This window comes from Mesorhizobium sp. M0563 (assembly GCF_040321065.1).
Classification (GTDB): Bacteria; Pseudomonadota; Alphaproteobacteria; order Rhizobiales; family Rhizobiaceae; genus Mesorhizobium.
The window spans coordinates 142,144-162,380 of the sequence record NZ_JAMYQV010000005.1 but is presented as its reverse complement, the minus strand read 5'-3'; the positions used below and the strand labels follow the sequence as shown (position 1 = coordinate 162,380).

The following is a 20,237-nucleotide window of genomic DNA, read 5'->3' as shown; positions in this document are numbered from 1 at the left end:
GGAGGAGAGCTGGTCCTCTTGTTTCGAGGGGATCGGCAGCTCGTAGTTCGCAGTTTCGTTCAGTCCGGGGAGTCGGAGTGGATTCGAACGGCGTGACCGCCCAACCCAAATTAGAGAAAGTGGTGCGGGTGGCAGCGTGAACCTGCGACCCCATCGTCCCGAACGATGTGCGCTACCAGCAAAGCCGCAGCTTTTTGGGCCCGATCGTCACGCTTGCTTCGCAATGATCGCGTTTCCTTTCGAGCTTTGGGTGGGAAACATAGGGCCCCCCCTGCCGAGTTCATGTTTCATTGTCATCTGTCCTGAGACCGATTTCGTCGCCTCGGCGGCGACCTGCTTCTTGGCGATCTTCTCGGCGGCGTCTGCCTGGAAGTCGGGATGATGGTGGCCATAAGTATCGATCAGGACATCCACGGTGATGCCCAGAAAGCCCGCCGCCTGCCACATGTCGGCGCCGGCCCGCATCAGCCAGGTCGCAGCGGTGTGGCGAAGCGTGTGCGAAGTGACGTCGGGACCGAGGCCGGCTGCCTCGCGAGCTCTCCTGAAGCTCTTCTTTACCGACACCACCGGCTTTCCATTCCATTCCACGACAAAATCTTGCGATATTTTTCGGCCGATATTTGCGCTTTTGCCGCGCGCCTTGGTTCTGATATCGAGATCCGTGCACGCCCAGCGGCGGAGGTGAGCCAATAGCCGGTCCGGCAGGCGCACGGGCGGCTGGCGTTTTTTGGTCTTCTTTGCGCCATCGGCACGGCGGTAAAAGATGCCGCGGTCAAGGTCCACATAACCACGCCCTTTGGTTGGACGGACGGCGGCGCCGCAGACTGCGGCAGAGCGTGTTCCTGTATAAAGCGCGACAAGCATGAAGCGGGCGAGGTGTCGTCCGGTACGCCGGCCGCTCTCCTGGCCCTTCCATTTCTGCTTCATACGCCAAGCTGCCCAGATGAGAGCGGCCGCTTCACTGCGCGTCAACCAGCGCTCGCGTGCACCAGCCTTGTCGGGCAGGACAATCGTCGGTGCGGCAGTCGTGTAACCTTCCCTGCGATAGTAGTTGATGGCTGCACGAAAATCCTCGAGTTGGCGGCGCGCAACGGCTTCTGTGGGACAGGACGCGGCGTAGTCGCGGCAGAGTTTGCCGTTAATAGCGGCGAGGGTCTTTTCACCGAAGAAATCGAGGATGTTGTCCAGCCGAGCCGCCGTCTCTTCCGGCGCGGCATGCTTCGGTGCAACCTCTCTCAGGTAGACGCTGACGACATCGGCTATCAAGACATCTTCGGCACCGCGCGCTCGGTGGTACTTGCTGGCGATGTAGACCGCGAGCGCCTTTTCAGCTTCAGGTCCTGGATGGCCCTTTTCGCCGCTGCCAGCGCTGATGAACGTTGTTCGATCGCGGATAAACCATCCAGCTTTGTTTCGGAGTGTTCCGTCCTTTTTCCAGCTTTCGCCGCGCCAGACGAGGCGTGGCCCTTTCGACGCCCGCGGCATAGTTCCCTCATTCTGGTGATCGCCAGCAAGGTGACGTACTCCTTTCCTGCGATTAGCTCGGTTTCAAGTCCGCCGGCGTCACGTTCCTTGCGTAGGCCTGCTGCGCACATCGAGCCATCGGGAAAGGCAATTCGTGCTGCAATCGCGACGCGCAGGGGCGTGGTCTCGTCGAATTGGTCGGGGATTTTCAAAACGGAGCCCTCAGCCAATCTCTATGGTCCGATAGTTTCGCTCGGAAACAGACGGATCGCGGTTCGCATTGAGCACACTTTTCTGTCTCGCCATTCCGGATGCCCTGCCGCACGATCTTTTCTCTGAATATACGGCTGCGAAAAGCGCCGACTGGAGCGCCTGCGGCAAAGATGCTCCTTTGACCTGCTAATCGGAACGGTTGCGCTGACGCGCACTCCACGAGCCTTTCGGCTGGCTCCCCACTTCCGTGGCCGGTGGAACCGCTCCTGACTGGCTTCGGCTGTCTGTGCGGCTTCCGTTTTCATGGACTCACTGCCGGGTCGCTTGGGCCTACTCCCGTGCGCCCGGCTTAGTGGGTTCTGCTGATCGCCTCACGCTGCGGTTTCGAATGGTGTCTTCCACCTCGGAGTTGGTCGGCAACCGAAATCTTCATTTGAGTTCATAAAGTTGGAGGGCCGCGCTTGGCGCACTGACGGGTTGAAGGCTGGGAGAGAGGCTCCCGGCGCCCGGCGCGGAGACTCGCAATGACCAAGCATCGGCACCAAGCTGCCCCGACGCGGGCCAGCGTATATGAGGACATCACCAGCAAGATCATCGGCGAGCTGGAGGCCGGTCGGCTGCCCTGGGTTCAGCCATGGGGAATGGCAGCTGCGAAGGCGCCGCTCGCCATGCCGAAGAACGCCGCCACCGACCGGCAATACTCTGGAATCAATGTCCTGATCCTCTGGGGTTCGGTGATCGAGCAGGGCTTTTCAGGACAGAGCTGGCTGACCTTCCGCCAGGCGCTCGCGCTTGGCGGTAGCGTCCGCAAGGGTGAGCATGGAACGACAGTCGTCTACGCCCATCGGTTCGTGCCCGACGACGAGAAAAAGCGTACCCGCGAAACCGGCGAGCAAGCCCGATCGATCCCATTCCTCAAACGCTTCACGGTGTTCAACGCCGCGCAGTGCGACGGGCTGCCCGACGATGTTGCGATGGCCACGCACCCGCCCCTACCCGGCCTGATCGAGCCGAAGGTCGAGAGGCTGATCAAGCAGACGGGGATCGATTTCCGGGTTGGTGGCAGCCGCGCCTTCTACGCTCCGGCCCACGATTATGTGCGGGTCCCGCCACCCCAAGCCTACTTCGAGCCGATCAATTGGCACCGGACCGCCCTGCATGAACTCGGGCACGCCACCGGTCATGCCTCACGCCTCAACCGGGATTTGTCTGGTTCCTTCGGCACCAAGAAGTATGCCTTCGAAGAGCTGGTTGCCGAGATATGTGCGGCTTTCTGTTGCGCCTCGCTGGGCATCACGCCGACCGTGCGTCACGCCGACTATATCGGCTCGTGGCTGGAGGTGCTGCGCGAGGATAACCGTGCGATCGTTCGCGCCGCCTCTCTGGCAAGCAGGGCTGCGGATTATCTCTTGGGTTTTTTGCCGGACAAAGTGGCCGCTGACGACGATCGGCGGGAGGCAGCGTAATGGCCGCCCGCTTCCAGTTCGGCGTCTTCCTGCGGATGCGTTCATGACCGAAGTCTGCCTCGATGCCGGACCCCGCTGCGGCGAAGTCGTTGCAGAGCGCCAGGACCGACCTGCTGCTCCGCGACAAGTGTCGCGTGGCTGCGAGCACATCAGAGGGCGAGGAGTGACGGAATTCTCATGACGGGTTTGGAGGTCGAGAGAGAGGCTCTCGGCCGCCCGTCGCGGAGTACATCCCGATGGCTACTGCCGTTCAGAAGATCACCCTGTCGTCCTCGCGCGACATTCCGTTCAACAAGCTGGTGCTCTCCCAGTCCAATGTCCGGCGCGTCAAGGTCGGCATCTCGATCGAGGATCTTGCGGCCTCGATCGCCCGCCGCGGCTTGATCCAGAGCCTCAGCGTCTTGCCCGTCGTCGACAGCGACGGTAACGAGACTGGCATGTTTGAGGTGCCTGCCGGAGGCCGGCGCTTCCGCGCGCTTGAGCTGCTGGTGAAGCAAAAGCGCCTCGCCAAGACCGCCCTCGTGCCCTGTGTCGTGCGCGCCCGTCACAGCGCGATCGTTGCCGAGGAGGTGTCGCTCGCCGAGAACATTGAGCGAGCGCCGCTGCACCCGCTCGATCAGTTTCGCGCCTTCCAGGACATGCGCCAAAAAGGCATGAGCGAGGAGGAGATTGCCGCAGCCTTCTTCGTGCCGGTCAACGTTGTTAAGCAACGGCTTAGGCTGGCTTCTGTCTCCCCAGTGCTGCTCGATGTGTATGCCGATGACGGGATGACGCTGGAGCAACTCATGGCTTTCACGGTCTCTGAAGACCGCGCTCGCCAGGAGCAGATCTGGGAGGCAATCAGGGATGCCTGGTCGAAAGAGCCCTATCAAATCCGGCGCATGCTGACCGAAACGACGGTGCGCGCCTCCGACAAGCGCGCCGTCTTCGTGGGGACCGACGCCTATGAGGCCGCGGGTGGTATCGTCATGCACGACCTGTTCCAGTCGGATGACGGCGGCTGGCTGCAGGATGCAGCGCTGCTGGACCGCCTGGTCACAGAGAAGCTCAAGGCGGTTGCCCAGGAAGTTGCAGCCGAGGGTTGGAAGTGGGTCGAGGTCGCCATCAGCTTCCCCTACGACGCAACGCGTGGGCTGTATCATCTGCAGAGTGATCCGCTCGATCTCTCTGCCGAGGAGCAGGCTACCATCGATGCCCTCAACGCCGAGCATGCCAAGCTTGAAACCGAATATGAGGGTGCTGACGAGCTGCCCGAAGACGTCGATCAGCGACTCGGTGAAATCGAGACCGCGCTCGCCAATTTCGACAAGCGCCCAAGGCAATTCGATCCGGCCGACATCGCCGTCGCCGGCGCGTTCGTCAGCATCGACACTGACGGCTCACTCTCGGTCGACCGCGGCTTTCTCCGGCCTGAGGACGTGCCGCTGATGTCATTTGACGGCGCGAATGAATCGAAAAGGGACGGCAGGTCCGGAGCTGCCGACAGCTCGTCGGTGCACCGTGCCGTTGTCACCATTGGCGGCCAGGCTGTCGAGTGCGAGGAAGACGAGGACGATGCGGTCAAGCCCCTGCCGGACCGACTGATGACAGAGTTGACCGCACACCGGACACTGGCGTTGCGCGATGCGGTTGCCGGCAACCCTCACGTCGCCATGACAGCGCTCTTGCACAAGCTGGTCACTGACACGTTCCAGCACCGCACCACGAACGGGTGCCTGGAGGCCTCGATCCGTCACGTCTTCTTCCCTCTGCAGGCAGGTGACCTGAAGGACAGCCCCTCGGCGAAATCGGTGGCCGAACGCCATGAGGGCTGGAAATCGGACCTGCCGACCGAGGACGATGCACTTTGGGACTGGATCGCCTCACTTGATGAGACCAGCCGCGCGGCGTTGCTCGCCCATTGCGTCAGCTACGGCGTGAACGCGCTCCACGAGAAAGGCGACCGCTATGGCGGCGCTGTCTCGGCACACGGCGTTCGGCAGCGGATCGCGCAAGCTGATCGACTGGCACGCGCGGTCGGTCTCGATATGGTTGACGCCGGCTGGACACCGACAGTCGAAAACTATCTCGGCCGCATCACCAAGTCCCGCATTCTCGAGGCGGTGCGAGAGGCGAAGGGCGAACAGGCCGCGCAGCTAATCGAGCATCTGAAAAAGGGAGATATGGCGAAGAAAGCCGAGCGCTTGCTGACCGATAGTGGCTGGCTGCCCGAGCCGCTGCGCCTGGTCGACCTCGACGGCAGCGCTGGCGCTGATAACGGCGCCGGCACCGACGGCTATGGGGAAGAGCTGCCCGAATTCCTCTCAGACGACGATGCGCAGATTGAAGACAGCGAACCGCACATGGCCGCTGAATAGATCGCCTCGCGCGGAGCGGGTTCGGCCCGCTCCGCGCCCTTTCCTACCGCTGCCGGACGCTCACTTTCTCAGACACGGGCAAAGCTAATTGGCCGCTTCAGCCGCGTCCTTCTCGCTCGGCGGCTGCTGCCCCGCCGTCCCCACTGCGTGCCAAGATATCGCCCCGGGCTGCCAACCGCGTTGCCGCTGTCGTCGTTGGGCTGACGGCGGGTAGCGGCGCAGCGCCTGGATCGAAGAAGGATCGTTATCGGCAGGACCGCAGTCCAGAGGGGAGAGGCCGGCCAGGGCGGATTTGAGCCGGATTGGTCGAGAGAGAGGGCCGCCCGGTTCATTCCCGTTCCGCTCTCCTCGAGGTTTTCTCCATGTTTGATGTTTCTTCGAAGACTGCCGCTCCGGCAGTGCCGCTTCCGCTTGTCTCATCCCCGGCTGTCGAACCAGCTGCCGCCATCCACAGCGCGGCGCAGTTTCTTCTGCCCCATCTCGAACGCGGTCAGCGCGTCGACGTCTCGAGCCTTCGCTCGGCCATGGAAGCTGCCTTCGGTGCCTCCGATGCGTCCGGCGCATGGGACTGGAAATCAGCCTATGACGCTTGCGAAGTCGCGACGGTGCTGTTCCTGCGCAAATACGGAAAGTCGCTTTTCCGCAAAGCCGGTTCTGCGGCCGCCGCACTTCCGATGCTGGGCAAGATCGCCGGCCTGTTCCCAACTCACACGCGCCGCTCCGAAGAGACCGAAGCGCTTCAGCAGTTCAGCACCCCCATTCCGCTCGGTCTGGCGGCCGTTACTGCCGCGGCAATCACCCCTGCCGACCGCGTGCTTGAGCCCTCCGCCGGCACCGGGTTACTTGCTATTCTGGCCGAGATCAGCGGCAGCACGTTGCTGCTCAACGAACTGGCCGAGGCCCGCGCCGGGCTTCTCTCATTGCTCTTTCCGGCCATCCCCGTCACTCGCTTCAACGCAGCGCAGATCGATGATTATCTCGATCCCGGCATTGCACCAAGCGTCGTGCTGATGAACCCGCCGTTCTCGGTGCTTGCTAACGTCAGCGGCCGCGTGTCCGACGCTGCCTATCGTCACGTCGCCTCTGCGCTGGCCCGGCTCGCCGAGGGCGGGCGGCTTGTCGCAATCACTGGCGCAAATTTTTCCCCAGAGCTGCCCATCTGGCGCGAGTCCTTCGTCAGGCTCCAGGAGCGCGGTCGCGTCGTGTTCACCGCCGCGATCGACGGCGCCGTCTACGCCAGGCATGGCACCACCGTCGAGACCCGGCTGACCGTCATCGACAAACTGCCGGCCGACAAACGAGGCACCCTTCCAGCATCGGCCGGCATGGCGCCCGATGTCGCCACACTGATCGCCTGGATTGACAAGCATGTTCCCGCGCGACTGCCGGTCAGCGCTTCGGCTTTCGTGCCCGCCGTCAAGGCGACGGGGCCCACCGCGCGCGGCGTGCGCGGCTATCTCGCCAGATCCGCCGGTCCCACTCCGGTGCGCAGCCTTGCCGAGCCGGAAGGCACCGCGCTTGCTTACGAGACATTGGACTGGACGCCTGCCGAAAGTAGGCGCATCACCGATGGCATCTATGAGGAGTACGGGTTGCAGGCGATCCGCATTCCGGGCGCCCATCCGCATCCGACCAAGCTGGTCCAATCGGCGGCAATGGCATCCGTTGCCCCGCCGAAGCCGAGCTACCGGCCGATTCTTCCTGCCAAGGTTGTCAGCGACGGCCTCTTGTCCGACGCGCAGCTAGAAACAGTCATCTATGCCGGCGAGGCCCATTCGGAGTTCCTCACCGGTTCCTGGACGGTGGACGACACCTCCGACCTTGTCTCTGCCGCGCGCGACGATGCCGCGCACGCCGTGCGATTCCGCCGGGGCTTCATGCTCGGCGACGGGACGGGCGCCGGCAAGGGCCGCCAGTCAGCAGGCATCATCCTGGACAGTTGGATGCAGGGCCGCCGCAAGGCGATGTGGATCTCCAAATCCGACAAGCTGATCGAAGACGCCCAGCGCGACTGGTCTGCTCTCGGCATGGAGCGCCTGCTGGTCACGCCGCTGTTGCGGTTCCCGCGGGGCAAGGCCATCCGCCTCGATCAAGGGGTCCTATTCACCACCTACGCCACGCTGCGCTCCGACGAACGCGGTGAGAAGATCTCGCGCGTGCGGCAGATCGTCGAATGGTTGGGCACCGACTTCGACGGAGTGATCATTTTCGACGAGAGCCACGCTATGCAGAACGCGGCAGGCGGGAAGGGAGAACGCGGCGACGTCGCCGCCTCACAGCAGGGACGCGCCGGGCTCCGCCTCCAAAACGCCCTGCCGAACGCCCGCGTCGTCTATGTCTCGGCGACGGGAGCAACCACCGTCCACAACCTCGCCTACGCGCAGCGTTTGGGCCTGTGGGGTGGCGACGATTTGCCCTTTGCGACCAGGGCCGAATTTGTCGAGACGATCGAGGCTGGCGGCGTTGCCGCCATGGAAGTGCTGGCCCGAGACCTCCGCGCAATCGGTCTCTATACGGCCCGATCGCTCTCGTACGATGGTGTCGAATACGAGCTGGTCGAGCACCAGCTTACCTCCGAGCAGACCCGCATCTACGACGCCTATGCCGGAGCGTTTAGCGTCATTCATAACAATCTCGACGCCGCGATGCGGGCCGCCAACGTCACAGGCGAGACCGGGACACTGAACCGTCAGGCAAAGTCGGCTGCACGTTCGGCTTTCGAGAGCACGAAACAGCGCTTTTTCGGCCATTTGCTCACCGGCATGAAGACGCCGACCCTGATACGCTCGATCGAGCGCGATCTCCATCAAGGCCATGCCGCCGTCATCCAGATCGTCTCGACCGGCGAGGCGCTGATGGAACGGCGCCTCGCGGAAATTCCAACCGAGGAATGGAACGACGTTCGCGTCGACATCACGCCGCGCGAATATGTCCTCTCGTATCTGCAGCATTCCTTCCCCGTGCAACTCTACGAGCCGTTCACCGACAGCGAAGGCAATTTGTCGTCACGTCCGGTCTATCGTGACGGCCAGCCCGTCGAGAGCCGCGAAGCGGTCGCCCGCCGCGATCACCTCATCGAGCAACTCGCTTCACTCGCCCCCGTCCCGGGGGCACTCGATCAGATCGTACAGCGCTTCGGCACCGACCTCGTAGCGGAAGTGACAGGCCGGTCGCGCCGCATCGTGCGCAAGACCAGCACTCGAGGCATCGATCGCCTTGTCGTCGAAAACCGCGCCGGATCGGCCAATCTCGCCGAGGCACAGGCATTCATGGATGACTGCAAGCGCATATTGGTGTTTTCCGACGCCGGTGGCACTGGCCGCAGCTATCACGCTGATCTCACTGCGAAGAACCGCCGCCTTCGAGTTCACTATCTGCTCGAGCCGGGCTGGAGGGCCGATGCCGCCATCCAGGGCTTGGGGCGCACCAACCGCACGAACCAGGCGCAGCCGCCGCTGTTCCGGCCGGTTGCGACCGATGTGAAGGCTGAGAAGCGCTTTCTCTCGACGATAGCCCGGCGCCTCGACACATTGGGCGCCATTACGCGCGGCCAGCGCCAGACCGGCGGCCAGGGCCTATTTCGCCCTGAGGACAATCTGGAGTCGCACTATGCCCGCGACGCGCTGCGGCAGCTTTACCTGCTGCTGGTTCGCGGCAAGGTGGACGGCTGCTCACTCCAGATGTTCGAGGAAGCGACCGGCCTAACACTGACGGATTCCACCGGCATCAAGGACGAGCTGCCGCCGATCACGACCTTCCTCAATCGGCTGCTGGCGCTTACCATCCCGCTTCAAACCGCCCTGTTTACGGCCTTCGAGCAATTGCTGAATGCGAAAATCGAGGGCGCCATCGCCTCCGGTGCCTACGACATCGGCTTGGAAACACTGCGTGCGGAGAGCTTCGTCGTCACCGAGCGACGCGTCATCCATGTCCATGCCGCCACCGGTGCGGAAACGCGACTGCTGACCATCGCCCAGCGCAAGCGCAACCGACCCGTTTCACTTGCCGATGCCCTTGCTCAGCTTCACGATCCCCGCGCGAAGCTCCTGGTCAACAACCGATCCGGCCGCGCCGCCGTACAGGTGCCAGCGCCAGCGCTGATGCTCGACAACGGCGAGATCGAATGGCGAGTCCGGCTGATCCGGCCGATGGAGCACCATCAGGCCTCATTGAAGATGATGGCGGAGAGCCACTGGGTTGAGGCTGAGCAGGCTGCATTCGCTGACGCCTGGAGTGCCGAGACGGCTGACGTGCCCGAATTCACGGACAGCACTATCCATGTCGTTGCCGGCATGCTGCTGCCGATCTGGAAGCGTCTGCCCAGGGAATTCTCACGTGTGTACCGGCTCCAGACTGACGATGGCGAGCGCATCATCGGTCGTCAGGTCCCGCCAGCATGGATCGCGGGCGCACTGGCAACAAGCTCGCCTTCGATCACAGCCAGTGATGCTTTCGTTGCGCTTCTGGGCGGTCGAACGATCCTCGACCTCGTCGATGGTCTGCAGCTTCGGCGCAGCCGCCTCATGGGCGTCAGCCGAATCGAGCTGACGGGCTTCAACGACACAATGCGTGACCGTCTTTCGGCTTACGGCCTCTTCCGAGAGATCATCTCCTGGAAGCTGCGCATGTTCGTGCCCGCCGACGCATCTGGACCCGCAATTCTGGGCAAGTTGCTGAAGGGTTATCCAGTCCAGCGCATCGACACGCGGGAGGATGCGTGATGGCCCGCCACGATGCGTCAGAACTGGCGCACCGCCTCGGCCGGCACGCTGAGGCGGTTTGTCGCTACTATCTTTCGAACGGGCATCGCGAGGGCCGCTACTGGCTTGTCGGCGATGTGCAAAACACGCCGGGCCGCTCAATGTTCGTGCGGCTCGTCGGGTCAGCGAACGGAAAAGGAGCCGCCGGCAAGTGGGCCGATGCGGCGACTGGCGAGCATGGCGACCTTCTAGACGTCATTCGCGAAAGCCGCGGCTTCAGCAACTTCAAGGACGTTGCGAATGAAGCAATGACGTTTCTCGGCTTGCCGCATCCCGAACCAGAGCAGATTTCTCCCCGGCCGAAATCGGTAGACACGCCATCCGGATCATCGGAAGCAGCGCGTCGGCTGTTTGCGATGTCGCAGCCGATTGCGGGTACGGTCGTAGAGGCGTATCTGCGCAACCGCAGCATTGCCGCTTTGCACGGGACCGAAAGCCTGCGTTTTCACCCGCGCTGCTACTACCGGCCCCACGAACATGCGCCGACTGAGACCTGGCCGGCGATGATCGCTTCCGTCACCGATCTCGACGGCCATTTGACTGGCGCACATCGCACCTGGCTTGATCCTTCCGGCAGGGGCAAGGCACCGGTCGGTACGCCGAAGCGCGCGATGGGCGATCTTCTCGGTCACGCGGTTCGCTTTGGCCTGCCGGGCGACGTCATGGCGGGCGGCGAAGGCATCGAGACCGTCTTGTCGCTTCGGTGCATCCTGCCCGATATGGCTATGGCAGCGGCACTCTCGGCAGCCCATCTCGCTGCCATGCTGTTCCCCCTCACGCTGAGACGGCTCTACATCGTGCGCGATGCCGATCCAGCCGGCGACAGCGCGCGTGACACCTTGATCAAAAGAGCGAATGCTGCCGGGATTGAGGCGATCGTGCTCTCGCCGGCACTTGGAGACTTCAACGAAGATCTCTGTACGCTTGGCGTGGATGATCTTCGAGCACGCGCGCGTGTCCAGCTCGCCCCGCAGGACATCGCCCGTTTCATGGCAGTGGCGGGATAATTCGAAACGAACAACCTGTCCGCTGTCGCTTGCATCGCTCGAATGCCCCCCGAAGTCGGAGAGAACCGCGCCTGCGGGCCTTCGAGAGGGCGATCGGCCAGCAAACGACCCGGACCCGCAATGTCTTCGGCCGACTATTTTCCGGCGCGCTCCCAAGGGAGCGCTTTCCATCGCGAAGCAAAATAGCCGGCCTTCCCCCTCCTCCGCTGACACTCCGGCCCTTCGCTTCGCTGCGGGTGCAGGTCCGTCCCGTCCGCCGGCTTCCGTCGCCATGAAGGCCGCGAGGTCGCGGTCCAACCGGCGGAGCATCTAATGAGCGAGCATGACGACTACGAACCACAGCACTCGTCTTCACCCATCGACCAAGTCCTCACCGAACTCCAGCTCTATGGCTACCGACCCTTCGCAGATGAGCCTGATCCTCGACCGCTTCCAGAGGGGCACTGCGTCGCCGTCGCGATCGCTGACATCTTCGACGCCCTCATCGTGGCACTGCAAGACAGTCGCCTCGAGCCCGATCTCGACGATCTTCTGTGGTCGACCGTCAACATCTTTCACCGCGCCGCAGATCGAATCGAGCGCGAACTCGACCACAACGAGCAGGCGCAACGCCGCAGCCAGCGTGAGCAAGACGGCAGCGAAGTGAAATCCGTCGAGCTGGAACACCTGACAGCCGAAGGGCAGACGCTGATCGAACGCCAATGCGCCTTCGAACTGATGCGTGATCAGGCCGCGGAGCACTACGAGCGCCACACCGGATCAAGTTGGCGACCGCGCAGCGGATCGATGGTCAACCACCGCAACCTGACCTCTGCGCTGATCGACAGCCGCGACTTTCTCAGCGCCAAGAAACGCGCCTCGCAGGAAGTCCTTCTGCCACCTGGCCCGAAAATCGCCTTCACCGCTGGGCTCGACTTCAATGACCACCAGCTGATCTGGGCCAAGCTCGACCAGGTCCACGCCCGGCATCCAGACATGGTCTTGATGCACGGGAAATCGCCGAAGGGTGGCGAAAAGATCGCCTCCTGTTGGGCAGACCATCGCAAGGTACCCCAAATCGGCTTTGCCCCTGATTGGACAAAGCATGCCAAAGCCGCCCCGTTCAAGCGCAATGACGCAATGCTGGAGTTGCTGCCGATAGGCGTCATCGTCTTTCCCGGGACCGGAATTCAGGACAATCTTGCTGACAAGGCAAAAAAGCTCGGCATCCCAGTCCTCGACTTCCGCCCCAAGGGAGGCGGCGCGTAAGCGCTGCCCGCCCCTACCCTTTTTTCGATTGTACGATACGGCCGCGATGGGGCAGCGCGGCGCCGCCCGTCTTATGCGATACTCAAGTCCGCGCCCTAGCAAAGGCGCGCGACGCCGTCACGCTTGCCGTCAACGTTTCAGCTGCGTCGCAGCTGGCATCACAGCTGCGAATAACGACGCCTGTTCAACCGAACAGGGGCTGGATCTGGGCGAACTCACCGAACAACCGGCGTGGGCAGGATGCTTGTTTCTGACCGGCCGTCGCATTGTTAGCGTTGTCGCTGACACGGCATGGCGCGACGCACAGCTCGAATCCACCACGGCGTGCCGTCTCGTTCCAAAGATCGCGGATATCCGGCGATGCACGTCAGCCGTGACTTGAGCCGTGTCTTAAGCGCGGTGCTGACAACAGCTTGCGACTCGCGATGCCTGTACAGAGGAGCATCGACGCCGCTGATCGTCGTAGCCGGGATTTCGCCAGCGACGGTATCGCCAGGTTCTCCGTTGATGTCTCTATCTGGTGGGCCGCTCCAAACGGCCTCTTTAATGGGCTGATCTGGCCGAAGGTCGGCTGCGCCTCGATCGCCTAAGCCGCAATGGCGCCGATCGACTTTCTTCCCCTGCCGGCTACGCCGTCATTCCTCGCCAAACAACAAAGTCGCCTGGCTGCCATCCTCCGCTGGCGCTGCGGTCGCAAGCGATGCGGCGTCGATCGCCCCCGGCCCGCCGATCGCCATCGAGGCCGCAACGGTGCGGGCTCGAAACAGAGTTCAAGGAGAAAACTCATGGCGATAATCGGAACCTTCAAGAGGGCCGGCAACAACGAGTTCACCGGCGAAATCGTGACCCTCTCGCTCCAGACCAAGAACGTCCGGGTCGTGCCCGAGACCAACCGCTCTGGCGACAGCGCCCCCAGCCACCGTGTCTTCGTCGGGCAGGTCGAGATCGGCGCCGCATGGTCCAAGCGCTCCAATGACGGCCGCGACTATCTCAGCATGAAGCTGGACGATCCGAGCTTCACTGCTCCGATCTACGCCAACCTCTTCAACGATGAGGAAGGCGAAGGCTTCAGCCTCATCTGGTCCCGCCCCAACGGGCGCCGCAACGCCGAGTAAGGGCCCGACCAAGGCTCCGCCCGGACGAACAGGGCGGGGCCGATCTCCTTTCATCCGACAAGTTGAGCGCAGTCGCTGCGCAACGAGCTCCGTCGGACTGTGGGGCGACTACCGGTCGTGTTCGCGACTGGCGACTTCATTCTTGCATGTTGCCTCGCCGATCATCGAAAATTCGCGGTGCTTCCCGCGTCAACTCACGGTGCCGATTTTCTGATCAACTCGCAAGGCTCCACATTCAGCGCAGTGGCGATCCTCCCAAGAACACTGATGCTGGCCGAGACCCGAGCGCGCTCGATCGATCCCACGTAACGCATGCTCAGTCCAGAGCGGGCGGCCAGTTCCTCCTGCGTCACGTTCTGGTCATGGCGCAGACGACGCATGTTGGCCGCCATGATCTCCTTGAGATTCATGACGGATTAGGGACCAGAAAGGGAACTATCGTTCTAGGAATGATCGTTCCTATTCGCTATGATTGGTGCTCGATCTAAAGGACGGCTCCTTCGAGATCGCGATCGAAATATGAACGGTCAAATACCATGCTTAAACCGCTGCTCGATCCTGATGTCGCCGACATTGCGCCGGATGCCCCGGTCCTGACCGGCTATGACGAGGAGCGTCTGCTCACCTACATTCGCCTGCTTGATGCGGCAGCGGAAGATGCCGATTGGCAGGAGGTGGCCAGGATCGTCTTGCATATAGACCCGGAGCAGGAGCCGGAACGAGCGTTCCGGTCCTGGGAGACCCATCTTGCTCGCGCGCGATGGATGACGACCAGCGGCTACCGATATCTTCTCGCTGGCGGCGCTCCGCACTGACGCGACCGGCGCTCCACCTTGCTGAATCGGCATAATGGTTTGCCGATTCTCCAACTATCCAACTTCCTTATCCCCCTGAATGTTGACGCCGACGCCTCACATCCGGGTACGCGGAGAGGACAGGAGCAGTGCAAGGCGATTGGACCGATCCGGCGGCGTATGCACATATGTGCAGCTACCAGGCTACGGAGTTCGCTGCCGAGTATCTGATCCGGAATGACGAATTCGTGGCAGAGTGCAGCCAGCTTGCATCGCAATCCGCTGGTTCTGGAGAACCTGCCGGTCAGCCCGATCTCGCCGCCCGTTGGGGCGCGCGATTTCAAAACTGCCGCTGCCGGACTTCCGAAAGCTGACAATATCATCTGGACGGAACAGGCCTCGCCGCGCGTGCTCCGGGTCATGCGGGTACCTGCATCCCACCAGACAGTTCAACCTTCCAGCCTTGGCGGAGCCAGCGTTTGGCCGCAGGACGAAGGCCTTCACATTATTTGGTCTACCTTAATTGGGAAAAGTCATCTCGTCGCTGACGACCGCGCCGGTGAATTCAACGCTATCCTTCTGCCGCTCGACGCTGCATTCGAGACGCGGCTCGATGCAGCGCGCCGGTTCTGGCGCGCACTGAACGGCCGGGCAGCCAGTCCATCTTACGGCGCGCTGCCGCAACAGACCAAGACCAGGCATATCCTCAATTTACGCGCACATGATGGTCAACGCACGGGTGCAACCTATCGTCAGCTCGCGGAGGTGCTGTTTTCGCAAGAGCCGATTGTGCCGCGAGATTGGCGTGATCATCATCTCCGCCACAAGGTCCGAGCTATCTTACGCCGTGCAGCTTTTTTTGTCGCCGGCGGCTATCGCGATCTTCTCTTCTACCCCCACAACCGCAGCGAAAGGTCCGGCCGCCGAAGTCCTTCTTCGGGGTAGCAAAAACGCACCCCCCCATCTTTGCCCTCCCTCGCCTTTCCTCATTTCGATCATGGTCCACTTCGCGCGTCCCGGCAGGCCAGGACGACAGCAGAACCGAATGGAGATCGAGCGATGTCGAAGGGTCCCGCGGACGCGCCCCAAAAGTATTTGCGCACGAAGGAGGCAGCACCCATCGTCGGGCTCTGCGCCCGCACACTCGAAAAGCACCGGACCTACGGCACCGGCCCAAAATACCGAAAGGTCGGCGGGCGCGTTCTCTACGACATCAACGACCTGCACGCCTGGATAGACCTGGGCGCACGCACCTCCACCAGCGATGCCAACGCGACCTATGTTCCGCCGGCAAAACCCCATGCAGCCCGCGCGCCCGCCTATGTCGGCAGGCGCGACCGCAGCTCCTGATCTGTGGCGCACCGAAATGCCGTATCGCGAGACCGTTCAGCAGCAATTTGCGCTGCCTCATGTCCCCTCATCCGGCTTCCCTCCACCCGGCACGCGGGACGTTGTGGCCTGGCAGCTCGTCTTGATGGTGAAATCCGGCCGCCTGACACCGATCCACTCTCATGCGGGCGAAGAATCGACCTGCGTTGAGGCGGCAAGTGTGCACGGCATGGCAACGATTTGGAACGCTGCCATCCTGGTCTGGGCTGCGTCGCAAACCATCCACGCGCAAGCCAGGAGATTGCAACCGCGCCGCCTGGTAGCGGCGAAACAGCAGCAAACCCTGATCTTCATGTCGCTGCGTAAACGGCGGCATGTCCACAGCCGGATAGCCGCACGCGAGCAGCCGAGTCCATACACGGCCAAGCGTCGTAAAACTTGCCTGCTGCGCCCCGGGATCGAGTCATGAGCAAGCGCACAAAGATCATCGCCACGATGGTTGGCGGCGTAGTGCTCGCCGCGGCGCCGGCATGGATTAGCCATCCGCCGCTGTCCATCTGGAACGCATCGGCGAGCATCCCCGTCGGGCTCTACCGCGTCCAGCCGGCCGACAAAATCGGTATTGCCAATATCGCCGTCATCATGCCGCCCGAGCCATTGGCGGCCTTCATGGTAAGACGCGGGTATCTGCCGAAAAATGTGCCGCTCCTGAAGCGTATTTTGGCACTGGGGGGCGCAACCGTCTGTCGCCAAGGCACAACGATCATCGTCAACGGCAAGACGTATGGACATGCGCGCGAGCGTGACGGTCGCGGTCGACCCCTGCCCATCTGGCAGGGCTGCCGCGACATTGCCGAGGCGGACGTCTTCCTTATGAACCCGGGTGCAGCCGACAGTTTTGACAGCCGCTATTTCGGCCCGCTCCCGCTCTCATCAATCGTTGGCCGCGCGCTTCCCGTCTGGACCACGGAGCCCACCACTCCGGTGCTGGAATTCACCAACGATCCCCTTGCTAGCGAGCCGTGACGGCTCGGTTCGACGTGCACTAACACCCATGAAAGGAGCACTGCAATGACTCAGATCGGAATATTCACGCGCAACGATGACGGCTTCTTCGGCAATCTCTCCACGCTAACGATCGAGGCGAAGATTGCCATTCTGCCTGCCGAGAAATCCAAAACCGAAAACGCGCCCGACCATCTGATCTATTGCGAAGGGACGGCGGTCGGTGCGGCTTGGGACCGCGCCGGAGACAAGGCTGGGGATTACCTCTCCGTCTCAATTGACGACCCGTCCTTTACGCAGCCGATCCGCGCCAAGCTGTTCCGGTCCGATGCAGAGAACAGCGTCTGGAGCATGCACTGGAACCGATCATCGAAGCGCGACGGGCGAGGCTGAACAAATGCTTCTGGAGCCCTTCGACGAATCTTTCTCGCCAATCCTTTTGATCCATTGGGCGCCGGTTAAACCCTTCGACCCGACCGCCCGCGAGGCAGCCCACAGAGGGCCGGACACTTGCTTGTGGCTCCGGACGCAGATTTCATCACAGTTTTGGCAAAGCCGGTTCGATCGGCGAGCCCCTGCCCTTAACGGAAGCGAACACCGTCGCAGGCTGGCGGCGCATCGGTTCTGCGGTCTGCGGGATGCAGCCCACAGAGGCATGACGACGTTTGCCGCATGTGTCATGCTCGGCTTCGTGGCGCCCGAAACTGTTGCAGCGGCTTCCTCTGCTGGTGAACGGCCGGCGCACTCCGAGTCGACGATCTTGTCGGCAGGCCCGTGGTCGCGGCATATCCGGGAAGCGTCAAAACGCTTCGCCATTCCAGAGCGGTTGCTGCGCGGCGTCATGCATGTTGAGAGCGTCGGCGATGTTCGTGCGCTTTCAAGCAAGGGCGCAATGGGCTTGATGCAGATCATGCCGGCGACCTGGGAAGAACTGCGCATCAAATACCGTCTCGGTGACGATCCCTATCAACCGCGTGACAACATTCTTGCAGGTGCAGCATATCTTCGCGAAATGCTCGACAGCTTCGGGCGCAGCGGCTTTCTTGCCGCTTACAATGCCGGTCCTGGTCGGTACAGGGAACATCTCTCAACCGGCCGGCCGCTGCCACGCGAGACGGTCGACTACGTCAGGAAACTCGCGCCGCTGCTCGATGGTGCAGTTCTCAGTCCGCGGCGCGCGCGGCAAAGAAGGGGCAGAGCCAGCTCACTCCGTGCAACGATCTTTGCGCATCCCCATGACATTCGGAACGCCGCTGCATCGGATGGCAATGGTTATGCCGAGACGATCTTTGCGGCGATTCATTCGTCCGCGATGCGGTCGCCAATGGGCCATCCTGTTGCGGACCTGACTGCGATCGAGCCACGGCCGGGTGAAACCGATTTCCAATCGAACCACGCTGTTTCCGGCCTATTCGCTCAGCCCTCTTTAGTCATATCGCGATGATCGCCACGTTCCTCCTCAATTCCATTCCGGCCTGTTCCGTCGCGGAAATTGCGGCGGAAGGGTTGTCCGCAGATGGGGACAGAGAGAGTGGCAGGATAAAGGGCCGCGAGGTGCGGCTCGGATCGGCCGATTGTTTTCCTTACAATTTTCGACTCATTTCGCGATGTGCTGCCACAATCAGCGATGTGCGCTATTCCCATTTTTTCAGTCTTTCAATGGAAACCGCACCTCGTGGCCGCCTAGCATGACGCGTGACGATAGCTTTCGCGTCCGCCCGGGTCGTATCCGCTCCCGCGCCGGCCAGCGCGCACGACCCTTCATCTTCCAGGCTCTTGCGGCCACACAGCGCGCCGGCGGTCACCTTACACGCGAGGGTCGGATCACCTCCCCGCGAGCTTCAACGTTTGGCCGCGGCAGATCAGCGAGCATCCGCGCCAGTCGCCTCATCTCTGACCGCTCACGCGGCGCCGTCGTCAAGACCCGTGTGGTGCGGCAGTTCAGAGGGTCTGCGCCACTCGCCACCCATCTCAAATATCTTCGCCGCGAAGGTGTTACACGGGATGGTGAGAAGGCGAGGATGTTCGGCCCTGACACCAAAGAGGCAGATCATGACGCCTTCTGCGATCGCTGCAAGGACGATCGGCATCACTTCCGTTTCATCGTTTCACCGGACGACGCAATGGAGCTCGGCGAGCTCAAGAACTTCACTCGTGACCTGATGGTCGACATCGAGCGCGACCTCGGCACGAGGCTTGACTGGGTAGCCGTCGATCACTGGAACACCAAACATCCGCACGTTCACATCCTCGTTCGCGGCGTTGCCGACGATGGCGAGAGTCTTGTCATCTCGCGCGACTACATCCGCCAGGGCATGCGCGATCGGGCGAGCGACATTCTCACCCAGACGCTTGGGCTCCGCACCGACCTCGACATCCGCCAGGCCATCGAGCACCAAGTCGACACTGAGCGCTGGACGCAGCTCGATCGCCAGCTTGCTCGTGACGCCGACCGTCATGGTATCATTGATCTCGCGCCACACCCTGATCGCCATCCCGACCAGTTCCTGGGGCTCAAAGTCGGCCGGCTGCGGCAACTGGAACGCCTGGGTCTCGCGAACGAGATCCGTCCCGGCCAATGGATGGTGGTCGAAGAGGCCGAGGCCACTTTGCGCGCCCTCGGTGAACGCGGCGACATCATCAAGCGCATGCACCGCAGTCTCACCGTGCATGGGCTAGAAAAGGGGACAGCCGACTACGTGCTGGCCGCCGAAAAAATTGATGCGCCCGTGATCGGCCGACTGCTCGAACGCGGCCTTGATGACGAACGGCGCGGCGCGGCCTATGCCATCGTCGATGGCATCGATGGACGCACGCACCACATTCGCTTCCATGATCCTGATGCGGCGGGAGATTCCGACCCGGGCTCGGTCGTGGAGTTGTGTCGCGATGCGAGTGCAAATGGCGGTGGCCGGGTCACGCTCGCCGTCCGCTCCGACCTCTCAATCGAACAGCAGGTCCATGCTTCCGGCGCGACTTGGCTCGATCGCCAACTCGTTGCACGCGAGCCCGCCGAATTCGGTGACGGCGGCTTTGGCAAGGACGTAGGACAGGCACTGCAAGATCGGGTAGATCACCTTGTCAGCCGCGATCTGGCCAGGCGCGAGGGACAGCGCGTCATTCTTGCCCGCAATCTGATCGATACACTACACGATCATGAGGTGGAATCGCTTGGTGCCCGCATCGCCGCCGAGACGGGCCTGTCATTCACGAAGGCTCCCAACGGCAATCATGTGGCTGGGATTTACCGGCGGCGTTTTTTGCTGGCTTCAGGCCGGCTCGCGATGATCGATAATGGACTCGAATTCAAGCTGGTGCCCTGGTCGCCGTCGCTCGAAAAGCGATTGGGTAATCAAGTTACCGGGGTCGTGTGCTCAGATACGGGGGGCGTGGATTGGAGCCTGGGAAAGAAGCGCGGCATCGGCTTATGATGGTTACACGCGTATGCTCTATCCTGATGCTGGGAAGCCGGCACGGTC

17 protein-coding genes are annotated in these 20,237 nt (G+C 62.4%); 15 read left to right on the top strand and 2 right to left on the bottom strand.

Annotated elements, in window-relative coordinates:
• Positions 1-207: 207 nt before the first annotated feature.
• Positions 208-1,485, bottom strand: a complete 1,278-nt coding sequence (locus tag NKI50_RS09730; protein ID WP_352515843.1) for a tyrosine-type recombinase/integrase — start codon at positions 1,483-1,485, stop codon at positions 208-210.
• 716 nt (positions 1,486-2,201) lie between these two features.
• Here NKI50_RS09730 and NKI50_RS09725 point away from each other — a divergent pair.
• The 6 genes from NKI50_RS09725 (at position 2,202) to NKI50_RS09700 (ending at position 13,630) form a co-directional block, all read left to right on the top strand.
• A complete protein-coding gene (locus NKI50_RS09725; protein WP_023717060.1) occupies positions 2,202-3,143 on the top strand; it encodes an ArdC family protein in 942 nt (313 codons plus the stop codon).
• A 236-nt stretch (positions 3,144-3,379) separates the two neighbouring features.
• On the top strand, positions 3,380-5,500 hold the full coding sequence (locus NKI50_RS09720; protein ID WP_352716347.1) for a ParB/RepB/Spo0J family partition protein: 2,121 nt from the start codon (positions 3,380-3,382) through the stop codon (positions 5,498-5,500).
• Positions 5,501-5,862: 362 nt separating this feature from the next.
• Positions 5,863-10,221 (top strand): strawberry notch-like NTP hydrolase domain-containing protein, encoded by a 4,359-nt coding sequence (locus NKI50_RS09715; RefSeq protein WP_352716345.1) that lies wholly within the window; start codon positions 5,863-5,865, stop codon positions 10,219-10,221.
• Positions 10,221-11,267: a DUF7146 domain-containing protein gene (locus tag NKI50_RS09710; RefSeq protein WP_023717056.1), complete on the top strand. Its 1,047-nt coding sequence runs from the start codon at positions 10,221-10,223 to the stop codon at positions 11,265-11,267. Before NKI50_RS09715 ends, NKI50_RS09710 begins: the two co-directional genes overlap by 1 nt.
• A 312-nt stretch (positions 11,268-11,579) precedes the next feature.
• Complete coding sequence (locus NKI50_RS09705; protein ID WP_352716343.1) at positions 11,580-12,515, top strand: DUF2493 domain-containing protein; 936 nt, start codon at positions 11,580-11,582, stop codon at positions 12,513-12,515.
• A gap of 785 nt (positions 12,516-13,300) precedes the next feature.
• Positions 13,301-13,630 carry a DUF736 domain-containing protein gene (locus NKI50_RS09700; RefSeq protein ID WP_352716341.1) on the top strand — a complete coding sequence of 110 codons (330 nt, stop codon included), beginning with the start codon at positions 13,301-13,303 and terminating at the stop codon, positions 13,628-13,630.
• 194 nt (positions 13,631-13,824) lie between these two features.
• Here the strand turns inward: NKI50_RS09700 and NKI50_RS09695 are convergent, their stop codons facing one another.
• Positions 13,825-14,040: a helix-turn-helix domain-containing protein gene (locus NKI50_RS09695; RefSeq protein ID WP_023717051.1), complete on the bottom strand. Its 216-nt coding sequence runs from the start codon at positions 14,038-14,040 to the stop codon at positions 13,825-13,827.
• Positions 14,041-14,166: 126 nt separating this feature from the next.
• Here NKI50_RS09695 and NKI50_RS09690 point away from each other — a divergent pair, with 126 nt between their 5' ends.
• From NKI50_RS09690 to NKI50_RS09650, 9 genes are all read left to right on the top strand, one after another.
• Entirely contained in the window at positions 14,167-14,445 is a 279-nt protein-coding gene (locus NKI50_RS09690; protein ID WP_023717050.1) for a DNA -binding domain-containing protein, read from the top strand.
• A 167-nt stretch (positions 14,446-14,612) separates the two neighbouring features.
• Positions 14,613-14,798 (top strand): transcriptional regulator domain-containing protein, encoded by a 186-nt coding sequence (locus NKI50_RS09685; protein WP_352483886.1) that lies wholly within the window; start codon positions 14,613-14,615, stop codon positions 14,796-14,798.
• Positions 14,799-14,844: 46 nt separating this feature from the next.
• The gene (locus NKI50_RS09680) at positions 14,845-15,369 is read left to right on the top strand and encodes a DUF2285 domain-containing protein (protein WP_352483885.1); all 525 of its coding nucleotides are present in this window, start codon (positions 14,845-14,847) and stop codon (positions 15,367-15,369) included.
• A 114-nt stretch (positions 15,370-15,483) separates the two neighbouring features.
• Positions 15,484-15,774 (top strand): helix-turn-helix transcriptional regulator, encoded by a 291-nt coding sequence (locus NKI50_RS09675; RefSeq protein ID WP_023717048.1) that lies wholly within the window; start codon positions 15,484-15,486, stop codon positions 15,772-15,774.
• A gap of 16 nt (positions 15,775-15,790) precedes the next feature.
• Positions 15,791-16,222, top strand: coding sequence for a replication initiator protein A (locus NKI50_RS09670; RefSeq protein WP_023717047.1), 432 nt, complete (start codon positions 15,791-15,793; stop codon positions 16,220-16,222).
• Positions 16,219-16,779 carry a S26 family signal peptidase gene (locus NKI50_RS09665; RefSeq protein WP_352716339.1) on the top strand — a complete coding sequence of 187 codons (561 nt, stop codon included), beginning with the start codon at positions 16,219-16,221 and terminating at the stop codon, positions 16,777-16,779. The genes NKI50_RS09670 and NKI50_RS09665 overlap by 4 nt, the downstream gene beginning before the upstream one ends.
• A gap of 45 nt (positions 16,780-16,824) precedes the next feature.
• Positions 16,825-17,151: a DUF736 domain-containing protein gene (locus NKI50_RS09660; protein ID WP_352494349.1), complete on the top strand. Its 327-nt coding sequence runs from the start codon at positions 16,825-16,827 to the stop codon at positions 17,149-17,151.
• A gap of 286 nt (positions 17,152-17,437) precedes the next feature.
• On the top strand, positions 17,438-18,202 hold the full coding sequence (locus tag NKI50_RS09655) for a lytic transglycosylase domain-containing protein (protein WP_352494350.1): 765 nt from the start codon (positions 17,438-17,440) through the stop codon (positions 18,200-18,202).
• Between the two features lie 244 nt (positions 18,203-18,446).
• Positions 18,447-20,189, top strand: coding sequence for a relaxase/mobilization nuclease domain-containing protein (locus NKI50_RS09650; protein WP_023717043.1), 1,743 nt, complete (start codon positions 18,447-18,449; stop codon positions 20,187-20,189).
• Positions 20,190-20,237: the final 48 nt, after the last annotated feature.

Bases quoted from the DNA above. Each gene is read 5' to 3' on its own strand.
- NKI50_RS09730 (WP_352515843.1), bottom strand. From the start codon at position 1,485: ATGCCGCGGGCGTCGAAAGGGCCACGCCTCGTCTGGCGCGGCGAAAGC.
- NKI50_RS09725 (WP_023717060.1), top strand. From the start codon at position 2,202: ATGACCAAGCATCGGCACCAAGCTGCCCCGACGCGGGCCAGCGTATAT.
- NKI50_RS09720 (WP_352716347.1), top strand. From the start codon at position 3,380: ATGGCTACTGCCGTTCAGAAGATCACCCTGTCGTCCTCGCGCGACATT.
- NKI50_RS09715 (WP_352716345.1), top strand. From the start codon at position 5,863: ATGTTTGATGTTTCTTCGAAGACTGCCGCTCCGGCAGTGCCGCTTCCG.
- NKI50_RS09710 (WP_023717056.1), top strand. From the start codon at position 10,221: ATGGCCCGCCACGATGCGTCAGAACTGGCGCACCGCCTCGGCCGGCAC.
- NKI50_RS09705 (WP_352716343.1), top strand. From the start codon at position 11,580: ATGAGCGAGCATGACGACTACGAACCACAGCACTCGTCTTCACCCATC.
- NKI50_RS09700 (WP_352716341.1), top strand. From the start codon at position 13,301: ATGGCGATAATCGGAACCTTCAAGAGGGCCGGCAACAACGAGTTCACC.
- NKI50_RS09695 (WP_023717051.1), bottom strand. From the start codon at position 14,040: ATGAATCTCAAGGAGATCATGGCGGCCAACATGCGTCGTCTGCGCCAT.
- NKI50_RS09690 (WP_023717050.1), top strand. From the start codon at position 14,167: ATGCTTAAACCGCTGCTCGATCCTGATGTCGCCGACATTGCGCCGGAT.
- NKI50_RS09685 (WP_352483886.1), top strand. From the start codon at position 14,613: ATGTGCAGCTACCAGGCTACGGAGTTCGCTGCCGAGTATCTGATCCGG.
- NKI50_RS09680 (WP_352483885.1), top strand. From the start codon at position 14,845: ATGCGGGTACCTGCATCCCACCAGACAGTTCAACCTTCCAGCCTTGGC.
- NKI50_RS09675 (WP_023717048.1), top strand. From the start codon at position 15,484: ATGTCGAAGGGTCCCGCGGACGCGCCCCAAAAGTATTTGCGCACGAAG.
- NKI50_RS09670 (WP_023717047.1), top strand. From the start codon at position 15,791: ATGCCGTATCGCGAGACCGTTCAGCAGCAATTTGCGCTGCCTCATGTC.
- NKI50_RS09665 (WP_352716339.1), top strand. From the start codon at position 16,219: ATGAGCAAGCGCACAAAGATCATCGCCACGATGGTTGGCGGCGTAGTG.
- NKI50_RS09660 (WP_352494349.1), top strand. From the start codon at position 16,825: ATGACTCAGATCGGAATATTCACGCGCAACGATGACGGCTTCTTCGGC.
- NKI50_RS09655 (WP_352494350.1), top strand. From the start codon at position 17,438: ATGCTCGGCTTCGTGGCGCCCGAAACTGTTGCAGCGGCTTCCTCTGCT.
- NKI50_RS09650 (WP_023717043.1), top strand. From the start codon at position 18,447: ATGACGCGTGACGATAGCTTTCGCGTCCGCCCGGGTCGTATCCGCTCC.